The sequence below is a fragment of the Streptomyces sp. GQ60 genome (assembly GCF_059758875.1).
The window spans coordinates 1-14338 of sequence record NZ_JCAXEG010000042.1 but is presented as its reverse complement, the minus strand read 5'-3'; the positions used below and the strand labels follow the sequence as shown (position 1 = coordinate 14338).

Below are 14338 nucleotides of genomic sequence, written 5' to 3'. Positions count from 1 at the left end.
AACGGCGCGACCTCCGCACCTGACCACACGGCGGCCGCCGAGCAGACCTCGAAGCACCTGCATCTCCCGTGCTCGACCGGCCGACAAGTGGTGCGGAGAAGGTACGAGCTTGGTGAGAGCGATCGGACGAGACCCGCGCACTCCTTTGTCTCATGGGAGCACTCGTAGGGTGTCGCGGTCGATCCGAACAGCGGGCGCGGCGGCCGTCTCCTCTCCCTCGAAGCTTCAGCCGCGTCGCCCGAGGGCGGGGGACTGCGTAGGAGTCCATCTCTGGCCGGGGCTGTGCAAAGCTGCGTTCGCCTCAGGTGCTGACGGCTACGAGCGGCAGACTCCGCTGCCCAGCATGCCGACACCGGTCAGGAGCATGGTTATGCCCGTGGCGAGGACGGGGGGGGCCGGGGCCGGGCAGGACGTAAAGTGCGGCTCCTGCCATCGTGGTGATGGCCCCGATGAAGGCCAGGATGATGGCGGTCCAGGTCTGTGACATGCTCCCCTCCGCTGGTGGCGCGGTGGACTTTCGTGGGTGGGGACCATATACCCGTTCAGCGGTTCGTGGGTAAGGCGCCGGAGCGGGCGCCCAAGCATCGAGGCCGCGTGAATGGCTCCGGGGCAGGCGCGGCATCGTCTGACGGCCAAGGATGGTCAAGGGTCCTGCTGGTCGTTCCGGCCACGGGAGTTACGGAATGCCATGCGGTATGCCGCAAGAAGAGCCAGGGCGCCGACGACGGCGGCCGTCCAGGTGGTGACATCGAAGAAGTGGGTTTCGACCTGCTTGGCGAAGACCTGCTCCGATGTCCAGCCGCCCGTGATGGCGCCGACGACGCTGATGACCGTGCGGCCGGTCACGTCGTCGGCATCCATTGCGGGCAGGAGGAGTTGGGCTATGGCCCCGGCCAGCAGGCCGAGGGTCAGCCAGGTGATCAGACTCATGGCAAATCCCCGGGGTATGTGGTGGCTGCTGCCTGCCTGCCTGCCTGCCTTCGGGGAGGCGAGGGTCAGCGTCGTGGGGTGTCGGTGCCGGATTCCGGCACGGGGTGCGGGCTGATCACGGCGTCGGGTTCGATGACCCGCTTCGTGCTGTCGGCGGCGCGCTCGCCGCAGGCCTGGGGCGCCGGGTCGTTCTTTATCGCCCGCGCCTCGCTCTTGAGGATTCTGGCCGACTTCCCTATCGAGCGTGCGAGTTCGGGCAGCTTCTTGGCCCCAAGGGCCAGGACGATGATGATCAGGATGATCGCTATCTCACTGATACCGAACATGGCGTGCTGCCCTCCTGGGCTGGTAGGGCCTGCTGTCCTGATGCCCCGCGCGCGTGGTTCTCGGGCGGGGCAGCCACGGCGTGAATCCGCTGGTGGTTACAGGTGGAAGGCGATGGCGGGCAGGAGATCCTGGAAGGTGCGGCCGTTGGCCGGCTCCCCGATCGCGGACATGCTCCACGCCTGCCCGGAGCGGTGGACCTTGGCCATGACCTGCGCGGTGTAGTTGCCGCCGCCGGAGAGGGTGTAGCGGGCCAGTTCCTGGCCGCTGGTGTCGTCGATGAGGCGGCAGAAGGCGTTCTGTACGTCCGTGAAGGTCTGCCCGGTGAAGGAGTTGACGGTGAAGACGATCTGGTCGACGTGCACCGGCAGCCGTTGGAGGTCCACCAGGATCGACTCGTCGTCCCCGCCCTGCCCCGCGCCGCCGACCCGGTTGTCGCCGGTGTGGCGTACCGAGCCGTCCTTGCTGACCAGCTGCTGGAAGAACACCACGTCCACAGGCTCCTTGCCCGCGAACAGGACGGCCGAGGCGTCCAGGTCGATCTCCCGGGCAGTCATCCGGGCGAGGAATCCCTTGCGCGGGGCGGACTGCCAGCCCAGCCCCATGCGCACCACGGTCAGGGTGCCCCCGCCGGGCTTCTCCAGGCTGATCCGCTGACCCTTGTCCAGGTTGATCCCCACTGGTTTCCTCCAGATGCTGGCTCGTCGATGTATGCCTTCACGCAGCCGTGTTGGCGGCCACCGCGATGAATCTACAGCACTGTAGAAACCTGAGGGTGTGCGTCTTGCGAGTGAGCAGTGGCTACCCGGCCAGGGTGCGTCAGTTCCGGCCCGGATCGGGAGGTCGGTGAACTCGGCACTGATGTCCGGTACCTGGTGCAGCGCGAGCTCGAAGTCGTCACGGTCCTACAGTTCGAAGTCGACGGCGCTGTGTATAACGCAGTTCCCCGGATTGGACGAAGTCGCGTGGTCGCTTGACCGGGTGTGCCGGGGCGGGGGCCGGCCCGCCCCGGCACGGCAGCGCCTTGGAGTATCAGACGCCGACGCCGAAGTCGGCGACGATTCCCGACAGGCCGGAGGCGTAGCCCTGGCCGACGGCGCGGAACTTCCACTCGGCGCCGCTGCGGTAGAGCTCGCCGAAGATCATGGCGGTCTCGGTGGCGGCGTCCTCGGAGAGGTCGTAGCGGGCGAGCTCGGCTCCGCCGTCCTGGTTGACGACGCGGATGAAGGCGCCACGGACCTGGCCGAAGCTGTGGCCCCGGGTTTCGGCGTCGTGGATGGATACCGGGAAGACGATCTTCTCCACGTCCGCGGGAACGGTGGCAAGGTTGACCTTGATGACCTCGTCGTCGCCTTCGCCCTCGCCGGTGAGGTTGTCGCCGGTGTGCTCGACCGAGCCGTCGGGGCTCTTGAGGTTGTTGTAGAAGATGAAGTGCTGGTCGGAGGCCACCTTCCCGGAGGCGTTCGCCAGGATGGCGCTGGCGTCGAGGTCGTAGTCGACGCCGGTGGTTGTGCGTACGTCCCAGCCGAGGCCGACCAGGACCGCGTTCAGGCCCGGCGCTTCCTTGCTCAGCGAGACGTTGCCGCCCTTGGACAGACTCACACCCATGTCGTGGCTCCCAGTTGGTGTCTACGCGGCGAGGCTTGAGCGCCCGCACCGTCGATCCGAAATCTACGGCACTGTAGAAGTAAAATAGTGGGTGTTCGGTCGGTGTGGCGGCATTGCGCCGTCCGGCTGGCTGGGGCGGCAGGACGGCAAGCCTGGGATCAGTACGATGAACCACTGCGCCGCGTCGGGTGGGGCCAGGAGGCGGGAGGTTGACGGCATGACGGAGACGAACACGAGCGGTGGCGACCCATCCCGCCGCCGAGGCCAGGGCGAGCTGGAGAATCAGGTACTCACCGCCCTGTGCCAGGCGCCGGGGCCGGTCACGGCGGGCTGGGTCCAGGACCGGCTCGGCGGCGGCCTCGCCTACACGACCGTGATGACGATCCTTACCCGGCTGCAGGCCAAGGGTGCGGTGGCACGTGAGCGGGTGGGCCGGTCGTTCGAGTGGATGGCGGTCGCCGACGAGGCCGGGCTCGCCGCTCTGCGGATGCGCAAGGTCCTGGACGCCGAAAGCGACCGGCAGGCCGTCCTGGCCAGCTTCGTGACCGCCTTGTCGCCCGGGGACGAGCAGCTGCTGCGCGAATTGCTGGGCAGGGCATCCGAGGCTGGGGAAGGCTGAGCGACATGGGGGTATTCGTGTTCCTGCCGCTGGTGCTGCCCTTAACGGCGTGGCCGATCGCGCGGCTGGCCGGGCACCATCTGCACCCGCGTACCGCGACCTGGCTGCTCACCGGCGTCGCGGCAGTGCTGGCGGTGTGCAGCACGCTGTGCCTGGCGTTGCTGATGGTCGTGGGGACCGCGCAACTGCCCGGCAACCCGCTGCCGGACGGCTGGTCCGACCCGGAGGTGCGCGAAGCGGTCCCGTACGACGAGATCGCCGGCAAGGCCGCCATCCCCGCCCTCCTCGCGGTGATCGCCTCGTGTGCGTCGGCGGCATGGCGCCACCGGCGGGTCCGCAGGCGCAGCCTGCGTGCTCTGGCCGGGCTGCCCGCCACACCGGTGGCCGTGCTGCGCGATGAGGTTCCGTACGCCTACGCGCTGCCCGGCTCGCGCCGTGGCCGGATCGTGGTGAGCACGGGCATGCTGGCGGCGCTGACGTCCGGCGAGCGCCGGGCCCTGTTCGCTCACGAGCGCGCCCACCTCTCGGCAGGCCATCACCGGTTTCTGCTGGCCGTGCAGCTCGCCGCCCGGGCCAACCCGTTCTTGCGGCCCCTGCGGTCGGTGGTGGCCTATACCGCCGAGCGGTGGGCGGACGAGGAGGCGGCGTCCAGGGTCGGCAGCCGCCGTACGGTGGCGGTGGCGATCGGCAAGGCGGCAATGATCAGCCGCGGCTCCCCGCTGGCCACAATGGCCGCGTTCGCGGCGGCGGGGCCGGTGCCGAGCAGGGTCGCGGCGCTGCTGCAGCCCGGCCCGCTCTCTAGCCGCTGGCCGTCGGTGTTCACCGCAGTGGGCCTGGCGACGTGGGGTGCCACGGCGGGCACGATGGTTTCCGCCCTGTCCTCGGCGAACTCCGCCGTCACCCTGTTCTTCATCCTCCACGCCGCCACACCCCTGTGACCTGGCCCGGGGGCACCTGACGCGTCTGCCTCTGGTGGCGTGGGTGCGGCCTGCGGGAGAAGCTGGGAGGACGAAGTGCGGCCCAGCCCGGCAGCAGGGGCTGCGGGTGAGGAGAGGCGAGGGAGATGTCCGGTCCCGTCGTGGTCGGCGTGGATGGCTCGCGCTCCGCCATGGCCGCCGTGGACGTTGCCGCACGGGAAGCACTGCTCAGAGGAGCGGAGCTGCATGTCGTGCACGCTTTCATCTGGCCCGCCATGCATGTCCCACCCGGCGCTTCCCCTCTGGGACCGCCCGCCGGGGGAGTGCGGGAGTTGGTCGAGCACCTGCTTCAGGAAGCCGTCGACCGGGCCCGGGCCGCGGCCCCGGGAGTGCGGGCCACCAGCGCGGTGATGCCCGGTGAGCCGGTGGCGGCTCTGGAAGCGGAGTCCCGTACGGCGCGGCTGATGGTGGTGGGCCACCGCGGCTTGGGTGGCATCAGAGAGCTGCTCCTGGGATCGACGGCCGTCCAGCTGGCCGCGCGCGGGCACTGCCCGGTGATGGTCGTACGGGGCCGGACCAAGCCGGAGGGTCCCGTGCTGGTGGCGGTGGACGGCTCCCCTCAGGGCCGGGGCGCGATCGCGTTCGCGTTCGCCGAGGCACAGCTGCGGGGCGGTGAGCTGGTGGCCTTGCATGCCTGGAGCACGTGGAGCGATCACGGCGAGAGCGGCCCGGGCCATCCCGTGGAAGTGGTGGACATGATCGGTGACGTGGACCAGATGCGGGCGGTGGAGGAGCGGCTGCTGGCCGAGGCGCTGTCCGGGCACCGCGATCAGTACCCCGAGGTGACCGTGCGCCCGTGGGCCGTCCGGGGCCGTACCCGGCCGACGCTGATCGAGGCCAGCGAGAGCGCCCAGCTGATCGTGGTGGGCGCGCGTGGACGCGGCGGATTCGCGGGAATGCTGCTGGGCTCGGTCAGCCAGGCCATCCTGCACCACGCCCACTGCCCCGTCACCGTGGTCCGCTCGGGCCTGTGACGCCCACCGGCACCCGCACGCGTCTGGGCGCGGGAAACGCAGCCACGGAGCGGAGGCTGAGCGGTGAACGGCTACGTGTGGGACCTCGCACTCATCGCCGCGCTGATCGTGCTCAACGCCCTCTTCGCGGGCACCGAGATCGCCCTGATCTCGCTGCGCGAGAGCCAGCTGCGCAGACTTCGGCGCAGGGGTGGTGCCGGCGCCGCCCGCCTCGCGCGGCTTGCCGCGGACCCCAACCGGTACCTGGCCACGATCCAGATCGGTATCACCCTCGCAGGCTTCCTCGCCTCCGCCACCGCGGCGGTCTCCCTGGCCGAGCCCCTGGTGCCGCTCCTCTCCTTCACCGGCAGCGCCGCCGAGCCGCTCGCTGTCGCCCTGGTGACCCTGATGCTGACGTTCGTCACGCTCGTGGCCGGCGAGCTGGCACCCAAGCGCCTGGCGATGCAGTTCGCCCAGCGGTGGTCCCTGATCGCCGCCACCCCCCTGGACATCCTCGCCACCGCCCCGCGCCCGGCCGTATGGACACTGAGCCACACCACGAACTTGCTCGTCCGCGTCCTCGGCGGCGACCCACGCGCCGGAAAGCAGCCGCCCACCCCGGAAGAACTACGGGACATGGTCATCAGCCACCGCGGCCTGACCCCCCAGCAGCGCACCATCATCTCCAGTGCCCTGGAGATCCACGAACGCACCCTGCGCGCCGCCCTCGTGCCCCGCCGGCAGGTGTTCACCCTCTCCGCGTCGATGCCCGCCGCCCAGGCGCGCAACGAGCTGGCGAACTCCGGGCACTCCCGCGCCCCCGTCCTTGCCGCCGGCCGCTTCGAGGATGTCGTCGGCGTGGTCAACCTCCGCGATGCGACCACCAGCGCGGACGACACCCCGGTGGCCGAGCTGGCCCAGCCGGCAACCGTCTTCACCGACTCCATGAAGATCTCCGAAGCTCTGCGGGACTTCCGCGCCAACCAGCAGCAATTCGCTCTCGTCATCGACGAACACGGCTCCATCGAGGGGATCGTCACCATCGAGGACCTGCTGGAGGAGATCGTCGGCGAGATCTACGATGAGACCGACCGTGACATCGCGACCGCGACCGAGCAAGACGACGGCTCCCTTCTCGTCCCCGGCTCGTTCCCCGTCCACGACCTCCCCGACATCGGCGTCGAACTCGGCGATCTCACAGACGACGGCCACTACACCACCGTCGCCGGCCTCATCCTCCACAAGCTGGGCCGCATCCCCAGCACGCCGGGAACCCGCATCCTGGTAGAGGAATGGATCCTTGAAGTCACCGTCATCGACCGTAACGCCATCACCGAGGTACGGATCAGTCCTGTCGCCCGCCACCCGAGCCAGCCCGGCCGGGAACCGATCACAGCCGAGTCCACGGACGATTCGGATCTATGACAGGCCGAGCGACCGGACGCCTGCCCTATGGGACAGCGCCTCAATATGCCTCTCGCCGCCACCGGCTCGCGTGAGTGCTGGTGCCTCAAGCCGGCCGGCGGCGCCGACAGTCGTTCGGAAGGAAGGATCAGGAGTCGCCGGGCTGGACCTCAGCTGATTCACTCCGAGGCAGACGGATCGTGCTGATGCCGAGCCCGAGCGCGATACCCACGCCGAGTCCGGGCGCGAGGTTGTCGACGATGAGGAGCCCGAGTACGACTCCAGTCATCATGCCCAGCGAGATGCCCGCCGTGAAACCCACGTAGGGAGCGCCGCGTTCCTCGGTGTTCGCCATGCGGACATTGTGCCCGGGGGCAGTTGACGAGGGCGGACCGGGCTCCGGTCTCGAACGGCATCCCGAGCGTTGCCGCCCGGCCGGAGATTCGCCAATGTGGACACAGCCTTCGCCTGATCCGTGCGCGCCCGCCCGCTGCCAGGTCTCCTCGCAGGCATGCCTGCCCCGCGTATCAGGCCGCGGGGCGGGGCGCGTACGGGCAGGTTCGTGGGCTAGAGGTCGAACTCGTGGGGCGGGAGGTCGAGGGTGTAGCAGGCTTCGCGCACGACGGCCTGTTCGGTCTTGTCGAAGTCGCCGTCGGCGCCGCCGATGACGATGCCGATCTGGATGACGGCGCGGGCCTCGGCGGGCTTCTTCTTCGCCTTGGCGATCTCCTGCAGGATGCTGACCTTGCCGAACTCGAAGTCGGCGGTAAGGGTGTTGAGGTAGTCGTCGAAGCGCTTCTGCAGATCAGCGGCCGGGAAGTTCTGCAGGACCTCGTTGGTGGCGATCAGGTGGGCCACCCGCCGGCGCTCGGAGTCGTCGATCGTTCCGTCTGCCGCGGCAACCAGGGCGCACATGGCCATGCTCGCATCGCGGAACGCGCCGGACTTCAGCTCGTTCTTCTTCGCCTCCAGCTGCGTCTGCATCTGCTGGGCGGACTGCTTGAAACGGTCCCACAGGGCCATGCCAACTCCAGGCGTCGCAAGGGTGTCCGGGACGGACGGAGCCGGCCCCGGACAGATTATTTCTACACTACTGTAGAAGTTGCCGGTGGGTGACGGTGCCGCTACGCATCCTCGTCGTCTCCGCCATCGTCCTCGTCGCCCTCGAAGAAGTCGCCGATTTCGTCGACGGCCTCGGCCGCCACCATCCCGCCGACTACCCCCACCGCAAGACCGGCCGCGCCAGCCGCGACCACGGTGCCCATGCCTGGCCCGGACCGGTGATCGAAATGGTGCCCGTGGTCGTCCTTGTGGGCGTGAGCGTCGTGCCCGCCTCCGTGCCCGTAGGGGCTGTGAGGGGTGTGGGCCGCGCGGGCGGTGTGTGCGTCGACGAGCTGGCTGATCCAGGAGCCGACCACGGCGTTCCAGTCCCGGTGTGCCGCACCTTCGTGGCTGACCGCGTGGCGGCCCAGCACGTCGTGGCCGGCGAACAGACCGCCGCGCTTGTCCGCCTCCAGGACGACCTCCAGCCCGCCCGAGTTCGCCAGGAAGGTCACCTCGATCTCGCTGACCCGGTGTGCGTACTGCGGGGCGGGGGTGAGCTCGATCTCCTGATAGAAGGGCAGCTGCTGGCCGGTGCCACCGATGCGCCCCAGTTCAAGGTCGGCGGACTTGAAGCCGAAGCCGAGCTGCCCGAACGCCTCCAGGATCGCCTCCTGGGCCGGCAGCGGGCCCACGGTGAGCTGGTCGAGGTCGCCCTTGTCCTTGGCCCCGGCGATGCCGAGCTCGGTCCGTACGCCGAGGACGATGCCGAGCGGCTGGCCGTACAGCTGGGTGATCGGGGTCTCCCAGTGCAGCGGGACCGCGAACGGTACGCTGCGCTGCTCCGCCTCGGCGAGGCGGAAGTCGCCGCCGATGAGAAAGCGTTCGAAGGGGATGACGCCCTCGTCCTGCCCGTCGTGCGTCTCGGCCTCGACGCGGGCGACGAGTTCGAGGGTGATGTGCTCGATGTCGAAGTCGGCCCGACCGCCGGTGAGGCGGACTTCACCGGTCAGGGTGCCGCCGGGCACCGCGGTGGTCAGGTCGAGAACCGTGTCTACGGCGGGGCCGCCGACACCCATCGAGCCGAGCAGGCGCTTGAACACCATCGTGGCGTTCTCCTTCGTATGCGTCGCGTTGTGATCTCTTTGCGGGGCGCGCGACGGCGCCGCGAGACCAGGTCCGGCCCGCGGCACCGCGCACGCGCGAGGCGTTACTTCGCCGCGTCCAGGGCCGCGAGGGCCTGCGCCCAGCGGACGTATTTCAGCTCGGCGAGGTCGGCGACGGTCTTGACGCCGAACGCCTCCTTGAGCAGCTCACCGTCACGGTCGGAGACACCCTTGAGGGCCCCCACCGGGGCGGCCAGGATCTCGGGCAGGCTCTTGTCCGCCCACGCCTTGTCCAGCACCTTGTCCAGATCGATCGAAGCCACGCTCTGTTCCCCTCCTGACTCCACGCGCGCCCTGTGGGCGTGCGTACGGGCGCCAGGGCAGCACGGAATACTCCGCCCCGCCCTGGCGCTATCTACAAGCATGTAGAAGCATAGGAGCAGCGCGACCACTGTCGAGTGCGCGGGCGAAGGTTGGGTGGGAAAGTCCGAAAAGACCACCCTTCCCGCCGTGCGAAGCGTCACTGGCCAGGGGCTTTACTGCTCCTTTACAGTTGTCGTGCGGATACTGAAACCGCCCTGTGCGCGGACCGCGCGCCAGTCAGCCCGAGAGAAGAAGGAGCAGCAGACCCGCAATGGGTGAACCTCCCAGTCCACGCCGTGCCACGCCTTGCCCGCTGATTGTTGAGCCGGGAGCGGGGGTGGCACGGTGACCGAAGTCCTGCTGCTGCTTCTCGCGCTGGCTCTCACGCTGGCGTGTGCGGTGTTCGTCGCCGCCGAGTTCTCTCTCACCACCGTTGAGCGCAGCGAGCTCGAGCGTGCCGCCGCTGCCGGTGAGCGGGGCGCCGAGGGCGCCCTGAAGGCTGCCAAGCGGCTGACCTTCCAGCTCTCCGGGGCCCAGCTGGGCATTACCGTGACCTCGCTGGTGATCGGCATGCTCGCCGAGCCGTCCGTCTCCGCTCTGCTGCGTGGACCGCTCGAGGCCGTCGGCCTGCCCGCCGGGGCGGTGTCCACGACCGCGACTCTGCTGGGTGTCGCGATCTCGACAGTGATCCTGATGGTGGTCGGCGAGCTGGTGCCGAAGAACTGGGCGATCTCCCGCCCGCTGGCCGTCGCGAAGGTCGTGGCCGGCCCGCAGCGCGGCTTCACGGCTGCGTTCGCGCCGCTGATCCGGCACCTGAACAACACCGCGAACCGCCTGGTACGCCGTTTCGGGCTGGAGCCCGCGGAAGAGCTGGCCTCCGCCCGTACGCCGCAGGAGCTGGTGGCGCTCGCCCGGCACTCGGCCCGCGAGGGTGCGATCGAGGCCGACTCGGCCGAACTGTTCGTCCGCACGCTGCACCTGGCCGAGCTCACCGCGGAGAACGTCATGACGCCGCGCGTCGACGTTCAGGCCCTGGAGGCGCATGCCACCGCCGCGGACGCCGCGAACCTGACCCTGGCCACGGGCCTGTCCCGCTTCCCCGTCTACAAGGACACCCTCGACGAGGTCATCGGCACCCTCCACATCCGCGATGTCCTCGCGCTGGACGAGGAGAAGCGGGCCATGACCCCCGTGACCGACCTGATGACCGAACCCCTGCTCATTCCGCACTCCCTGCCCGTCGACACCCTGCTGGGCCGGCTCCGCAAGGCCCGGACCATGGCCGTGGTCATCGACGAGTACGGCGGCACCGCGGGTGTAGCCACCGTAGAGGACATCGTGGAAGAAGTCGTCGGCGAGGTCCGCGACGAGCACGACCCGATCGAGGTCCCCGACCTCCTCGAAGCCCCCAAGCAGGACGGCCGCCAGGCATGGGAGGCAGACGGAAGCGTCCGCCTCGACCAGCTGGAGGAGCTCGGCTTCACACCCCCAGAGGGTCCGTACGAGACGCTGGCCGGCCTGATCGCCACCCGTCTCGAGCGCATCCCCCTGGCAGGCGACACCCTGCACGTGCACGGCTGGGAACTCACTGTCCTCGACGTCGAACACCACCGCGCCGACCGGGTGTCAATCACCGCCCCGACCGCAGCCGTGATCTCCAAGGAGGAGGCCCGATGACCGCTATCCAGCTACTGATCGGCGCCTTCACACTGATCACCAACGCCTTCTTCGTCGGCGCCGAGTTCGCCCTGATCTCCGTACGCCGCAGCCAGATCGAACCGGCCGCAGCGAAGGGAAACCTCCGCGCGAAGACAACCCTGTGGGGCATCGAACACCTCTCGGCGATGATGGCCACCGCCCAGCTCGGCATCACCGTCTCCTCCCTGGTCCTCGGCGCCGTCGCCGAGCCGGCCATCGCGCACCTGCTGGAGCCCCCGTTCCACGCCATCGGAGTGCCCGAGGGGCTGATTCACCCGATCGCCTTCGTCATCGCGCTCACCCTGGCCACCTACCTGCACATGCTCGTCGGCGAAATGATCCCCAAGAACATCGCGCTCGCCGCACCGGCGCCGACCGCGTTGCTGCTGGGTCCGCCGCTGGTGGCCCTCACCCGGGCGCTACGTCCGTTTGTCTTCGGCATCAACGCCTTCGCGAACGCTCTGTTGAGGCTGATGAAGGTCGAGCCGAAGGACGAGATCGGCTCCGTGTTCACCGACGACGAACTCGCCCGCCTCGTCAAGGACTCCAGCGCCGCCGGCCTCCTTGGCCCCGACGACGGCGAACGCCTCCAGGACGCCCTCGAACTCGGCACCCGACCCGTCGGCGAGGTGATGGTGCCTCTGGACAGGGTCGTGACCGTCGGCCACGACATCACTCCCAAGGGCCTGGAACGGGCGGCTGCCAACCACGGCTTCTCCCGCCTTCCGGTTACCCATGACGGCGGGGAGATCCTGGGCTACCTTCATATCAAGGACGCACTCGGCGCGGCCGACCGCACAGCGCCCTTCCCGCGCACGACGCTGCACCCGATCGTCAAGGTCGCCATCGACACCCCGCTCGACGACACCATGACCGCCATGAGGGCCGCCGGCACCCACCTTGCGGCAGTCACCGGCACCAAGGGCACCGTCATCGGCTTCGTCACCATGGAGGACCTCCTCGACGAACTCGTCGGCGCCGCGGCCGACGGAGTCTGACAGTCACAGACCGGTGGTCGGCACCTCGCCCGGTGCGGGTGCCGACCACCGGCACAGACAGAAAGCTCCAGCCGGGCCATGCGATGCTCGACTTCGGGCTGGAGCGCGTCACCTTCGGATGATCAGCGCACGAGACGGCACCCGTCGTTCGGCGTCATCGTGAGGGGAGCGGCACCACCCCCGCGTCAGCTTTCGCCGCGTCATTCGCGGCCTGTACGGCCAGGTCGTCCGACGACGTCGGGCGGGGGGCCTCGGGCTAGGGGAGGGCCTTACCGAAGGCGACGGGAGACGCCCTGCAGAGTCGCCCGGTCTGCTTGGTGAAGCTGCGCAATGACCTCCACGTTTTCCCGATGACCCATCATGTGGAGTGTGTCGCGATCCTTGAGCCCGTTGGAAAGGGCCTCTGACCTGCGGGTTAGGGCGGTGTGCATTATGTGCGCTGTGTGCGTTGTGGGCGATATCTTGACGCTGATTTGACGCTCGTGACGCACGTTTGACGCACGCCGTCGGCGATTCTTGACGAGCCGTCAGGCATGTAGGGGCGCCCTCCCGCAGCAGAGTGTGATCTTGCTGCGGGAGGGGCCCTTCCCGGTAGTGGGTGACCGAGCCCGGCTGTGTCAGACCCGCGTTCTACCTCCTCGCTCCGAACACGTGGGGCCGGCGGAAGCAGCGGCCCGGCCGGCCCCAGGCAGCGAACCTGAGAGACCCCGCCCCGCGCCGGGGGCCGCCCGGACAGGGCAAGCAGCCCGAGGAACTCCTCGACCCAAGCAGTAACAGATCATCACGCGGGCGGACATCCGTGGGTGGGGGTGCGGTTCACGGCGTCTTGGGTTCCCGCGACGCCGTAAACGCGACCTTGGTCCGTCCGGAGTTGATGGCGGAGGCCAACGCCGACACCGCCGCGGACCGGGGCGGGGTCTTCCGGCATCCGCCGCGGCTTCAGCGGCTGCGCCTGGGCGTCACCGCCGACGATGTTCCCGGGTTCCGGGCCGGGCGCACCGCTGCTGCCGGGTGAACGGGGAGCCGGACAACGCCTCAAACCCGGAGTGGCTTTGACGGTGACAGTTGGCTCCACCCGGAAGGTGAGTTCTGACGCCACCCAAGGCTCACGAGGGGATGCGGTGGCACACGCGAAATCCGCCACTCCCCGTACTCGCAGGGGCATCCGCACCAGGCACGTGGAACCACCAGGATTAGCTAGAACGGGTGAAGATCCACATTCTCGCCGTCGAGCCGCCCGGTCGTCACCGACGATCGTTCCGACAGGGCTGCGGAGACAGAACCGCGGCCTGACCTGGATGAAGGAAGACGATGGGCAGCGTCGAGACCACCACCGGCATCACGACCGTCGACATCAAGAGCAGCAACTGGGAAAGGGAAATCGACAGCCGCTTCCAGGCCCCGGACAACATGGTCATCGTCGGCCGGGAGCACCAGGGCGACGAGTGCGGCGACACCCGATACCGGTACGCATCTGTGCAGCAGGGCGGCAAGGCCTGCACCGTCGCCAACCTGCGGTGGAGCAGCGACTTCAAGGAGTCCGACGGCACTGCGTACACCGCCCCGGACGGCGGGGTCATCGTCGGCCGGGAGCACCGGGGCGACGAGAACGGCAACACCCTTTACTGCGTCGGCGACCTCCTCGGCCCGGACGGCAACAAGCTGACGATCACCCCCGGCGAGTGGACGGCCGAAACGAGGGAGTCCGACCACAGCGTGCAGGCCCCGCCCAACCAGGTACTCATCGGCCGGCAGCACGCGGGTGACGAGAACGGCAACACCCGGTACCGCTTCGGCAGCGTCCAGTAGGGCCTGGGCCCACCAGCCTCCGACGGTCCGGTGGCCGGTGGGCCGCACGGCCGTCGGGGGCCGCGACCTCAGTTCCGTGGGAGCTGGGGATGCACCGCTTCGGCGAGCTGCCCGGCGTCAGAACTCACCTTCCGGGTGGAGCCAACTGTCACTGTCAAAGCCACTCCCATCCTCATGAACATCGACTTCGGCGCATCACGAGTGCCTCCCATAGACGTGAACACCCCGCCGTCGTCACTCACTCGTGAACAAAGCCAAGCTCCTCGTCGATCCGCTACGACATCACCGGCCCAAAGCCGGCAAGGAACCCCGACGCGTTCACCCTCGATCACGTGCTGCCACTCAGCCGCGGCGGCAACCTCCTCGACACTGCGGCGGACGTGCCGTGCTTTGGCCAGCGCCCTGCTGCCGCGGCCGGTTGACGCCAGGTCAGCGTGCAGCCGCCGCCGGAGACGACCGCGCCCGTCGTCCGCAAGAACACCGTGCCCGCCCAGGTACCGGCGCCGGA

Annotated in this window: 16 protein-coding genes; 8 read left to right on the top strand and 8 right to left on the bottom strand. The window is 69.1% G+C overall.

Annotated features, from left to right (window positions below):
- Positions 1 to 642: 642 nt before the first annotated feature.
- The 4 genes from AC6CKD_RS37640 to AC6CKD_RS37625 all read right to left on the bottom strand — a co-directional run bounded on the left by AC6CKD_RS37640 (position 643) and on the right by AC6CKD_RS37625 (position 2862).
- Positions 643 to 930, bottom strand: a complete 288-nt coding sequence (locus AC6CKD_RS37640) for a GlsB/YeaQ/YmgE family stress response membrane protein (protein WP_498333895.1) — start codon at positions 928 to 930, stop codon at positions 643 to 645.
- 65 nt (positions 931 to 995) lie between these two features.
- The gene (locus AC6CKD_RS37635; protein WP_498333893.1) at positions 996 to 1256 is read right to left on the bottom strand and encodes a twin-arginine translocase TatA/TatE family subunit; all 261 of its coding nucleotides are present in this window, start codon (positions 1254 to 1256) and stop codon (positions 996 to 998) included.
- A gap of 96 nt (positions 1257 to 1352) precedes the next feature.
- A complete protein-coding gene (locus AC6CKD_RS37630; protein ID WP_498333892.1) occupies positions 1353 to 1934 on the bottom strand; it encodes a TerD family protein in 582 nt (193 codons plus the stop codon).
- A gap of 352 nt (positions 1935 to 2286) precedes the next feature.
- Entirely contained in the window at positions 2287 to 2862 is a 576-nt protein-coding gene (locus AC6CKD_RS37625) for a TerD family protein (RefSeq protein WP_498333890.1), read from the bottom strand.
- 217 nt (positions 2863 to 3079) lie between these two features.
- On the opposite strand from AC6CKD_RS37625, the gene AC6CKD_RS37620 reads away from it, so the two are divergent.
- The 4 genes from AC6CKD_RS37620 (at position 3080) to AC6CKD_RS37605 (ending at position 6836) form a co-directional block, all read left to right on the top strand.
- A complete protein-coding gene (locus tag AC6CKD_RS37620; RefSeq protein WP_498333888.1) occupies positions 3080 to 3481 on the top strand; it encodes a BlaI/MecI/CopY family transcriptional regulator in 402 nt (133 codons plus the stop codon).
- A 5-nt stretch (positions 3482 to 3486) separates the two neighbouring features.
- Positions 3487 to 4419, top strand: coding sequence for a M56 family metallopeptidase (locus tag AC6CKD_RS37615; protein WP_498333886.1), 933 nt, complete (start codon positions 3487 to 3489; stop codon positions 4417 to 4419).
- A 125-nt stretch (positions 4420 to 4544) separates the two neighbouring features.
- Entirely contained in the window at positions 4545 to 5432 is an 888-nt protein-coding gene (locus tag AC6CKD_RS37610) for a universal stress protein (protein WP_498333884.1), read from the top strand.
- A 63-nt stretch (positions 5433 to 5495) separates the two neighbouring features.
- Positions 5496 to 6836, top strand: a complete 1341-nt coding sequence (locus AC6CKD_RS37605; protein WP_498333882.1) for a hemolysin family protein — start codon at positions 5496 to 5498, stop codon at positions 6834 to 6836.
- Positions 6837 to 6963: 127 nt separating this feature from the next.
- Here the strand turns inward: AC6CKD_RS37605 and AC6CKD_RS37600 are convergent, their stop codons facing one another.
- The 4 genes from AC6CKD_RS37600 to AC6CKD_RS37585 form a co-directional block, all read right to left on the bottom strand.
- Entirely contained in the window at positions 6964 to 7170 is a 207-nt protein-coding gene (locus tag AC6CKD_RS37600) for a hypothetical protein (protein WP_498333881.1), read from the bottom strand.
- 212 nt (positions 7171 to 7382) lie between these two features.
- Positions 7383 to 7838, bottom strand: a complete 456-nt coding sequence (locus AC6CKD_RS37595; protein WP_498333879.1) for a tellurite resistance TerB family protein — start codon at positions 7836 to 7838, stop codon at positions 7383 to 7385.
- A 101-nt stretch (positions 7839 to 7939) separates the two neighbouring features.
- Positions 7940 to 8962, bottom strand: coding sequence for a sporulation protein (locus AC6CKD_RS37590; RefSeq protein ID WP_498333878.1), 1023 nt, complete (start codon positions 8960 to 8962; stop codon positions 7940 to 7942).
- A gap of 104 nt (positions 8963 to 9066) precedes the next feature.
- Positions 9067 to 9285, bottom strand: coding sequence for a hypothetical protein (locus tag AC6CKD_RS37585; protein WP_498333876.1), 219 nt, complete (start codon positions 9283 to 9285; stop codon positions 9067 to 9069).
- 385 nt (positions 9286 to 9670) lie between these two features.
- Here AC6CKD_RS37585 and AC6CKD_RS37580 point away from each other — a divergent pair, with 385 nt between their 5' ends.
- From AC6CKD_RS37580 to AC6CKD_RS37565, 4 genes are all read left to right on the top strand, one after another.
- Positions 9671 to 11002, top strand: a complete 1332-nt coding sequence (locus tag AC6CKD_RS37580; RefSeq protein ID WP_498333874.1) for a hemolysin family protein — start codon at positions 9671 to 9673, stop codon at positions 11000 to 11002.
- Positions 10999 to 12021 carry a hemolysin family protein gene (locus tag AC6CKD_RS37575; RefSeq protein ID WP_498333872.1) on the top strand — a complete coding sequence of 341 codons (1023 nt, stop codon included), beginning with the start codon at positions 10999 to 11001 and terminating at the stop codon, positions 12019 to 12021. Before AC6CKD_RS37580 ends, AC6CKD_RS37575 begins: the two co-directional genes overlap by 4 nt.
- Before the next feature lie 874 nt (positions 12022 to 12895).
- Positions 12896 to 13036 carry a hypothetical protein gene (locus AC6CKD_RS37570; RefSeq protein WP_498333870.1) on the top strand — a complete coding sequence of 47 codons (141 nt, stop codon included), beginning with the start codon at positions 12896 to 12898 and terminating at the stop codon, positions 13034 to 13036.
- A gap of 296 nt (positions 13037 to 13332) precedes the next feature.
- The gene (locus tag AC6CKD_RS37565) at positions 13333 to 13830 is read left to right on the top strand and encodes a hypothetical protein (protein ID WP_498333869.1); all 498 of its coding nucleotides are present in this window, start codon (positions 13333 to 13335) and stop codon (positions 13828 to 13830) included.
- Positions 13831 to 14338: the final 508 nt, after the last annotated feature.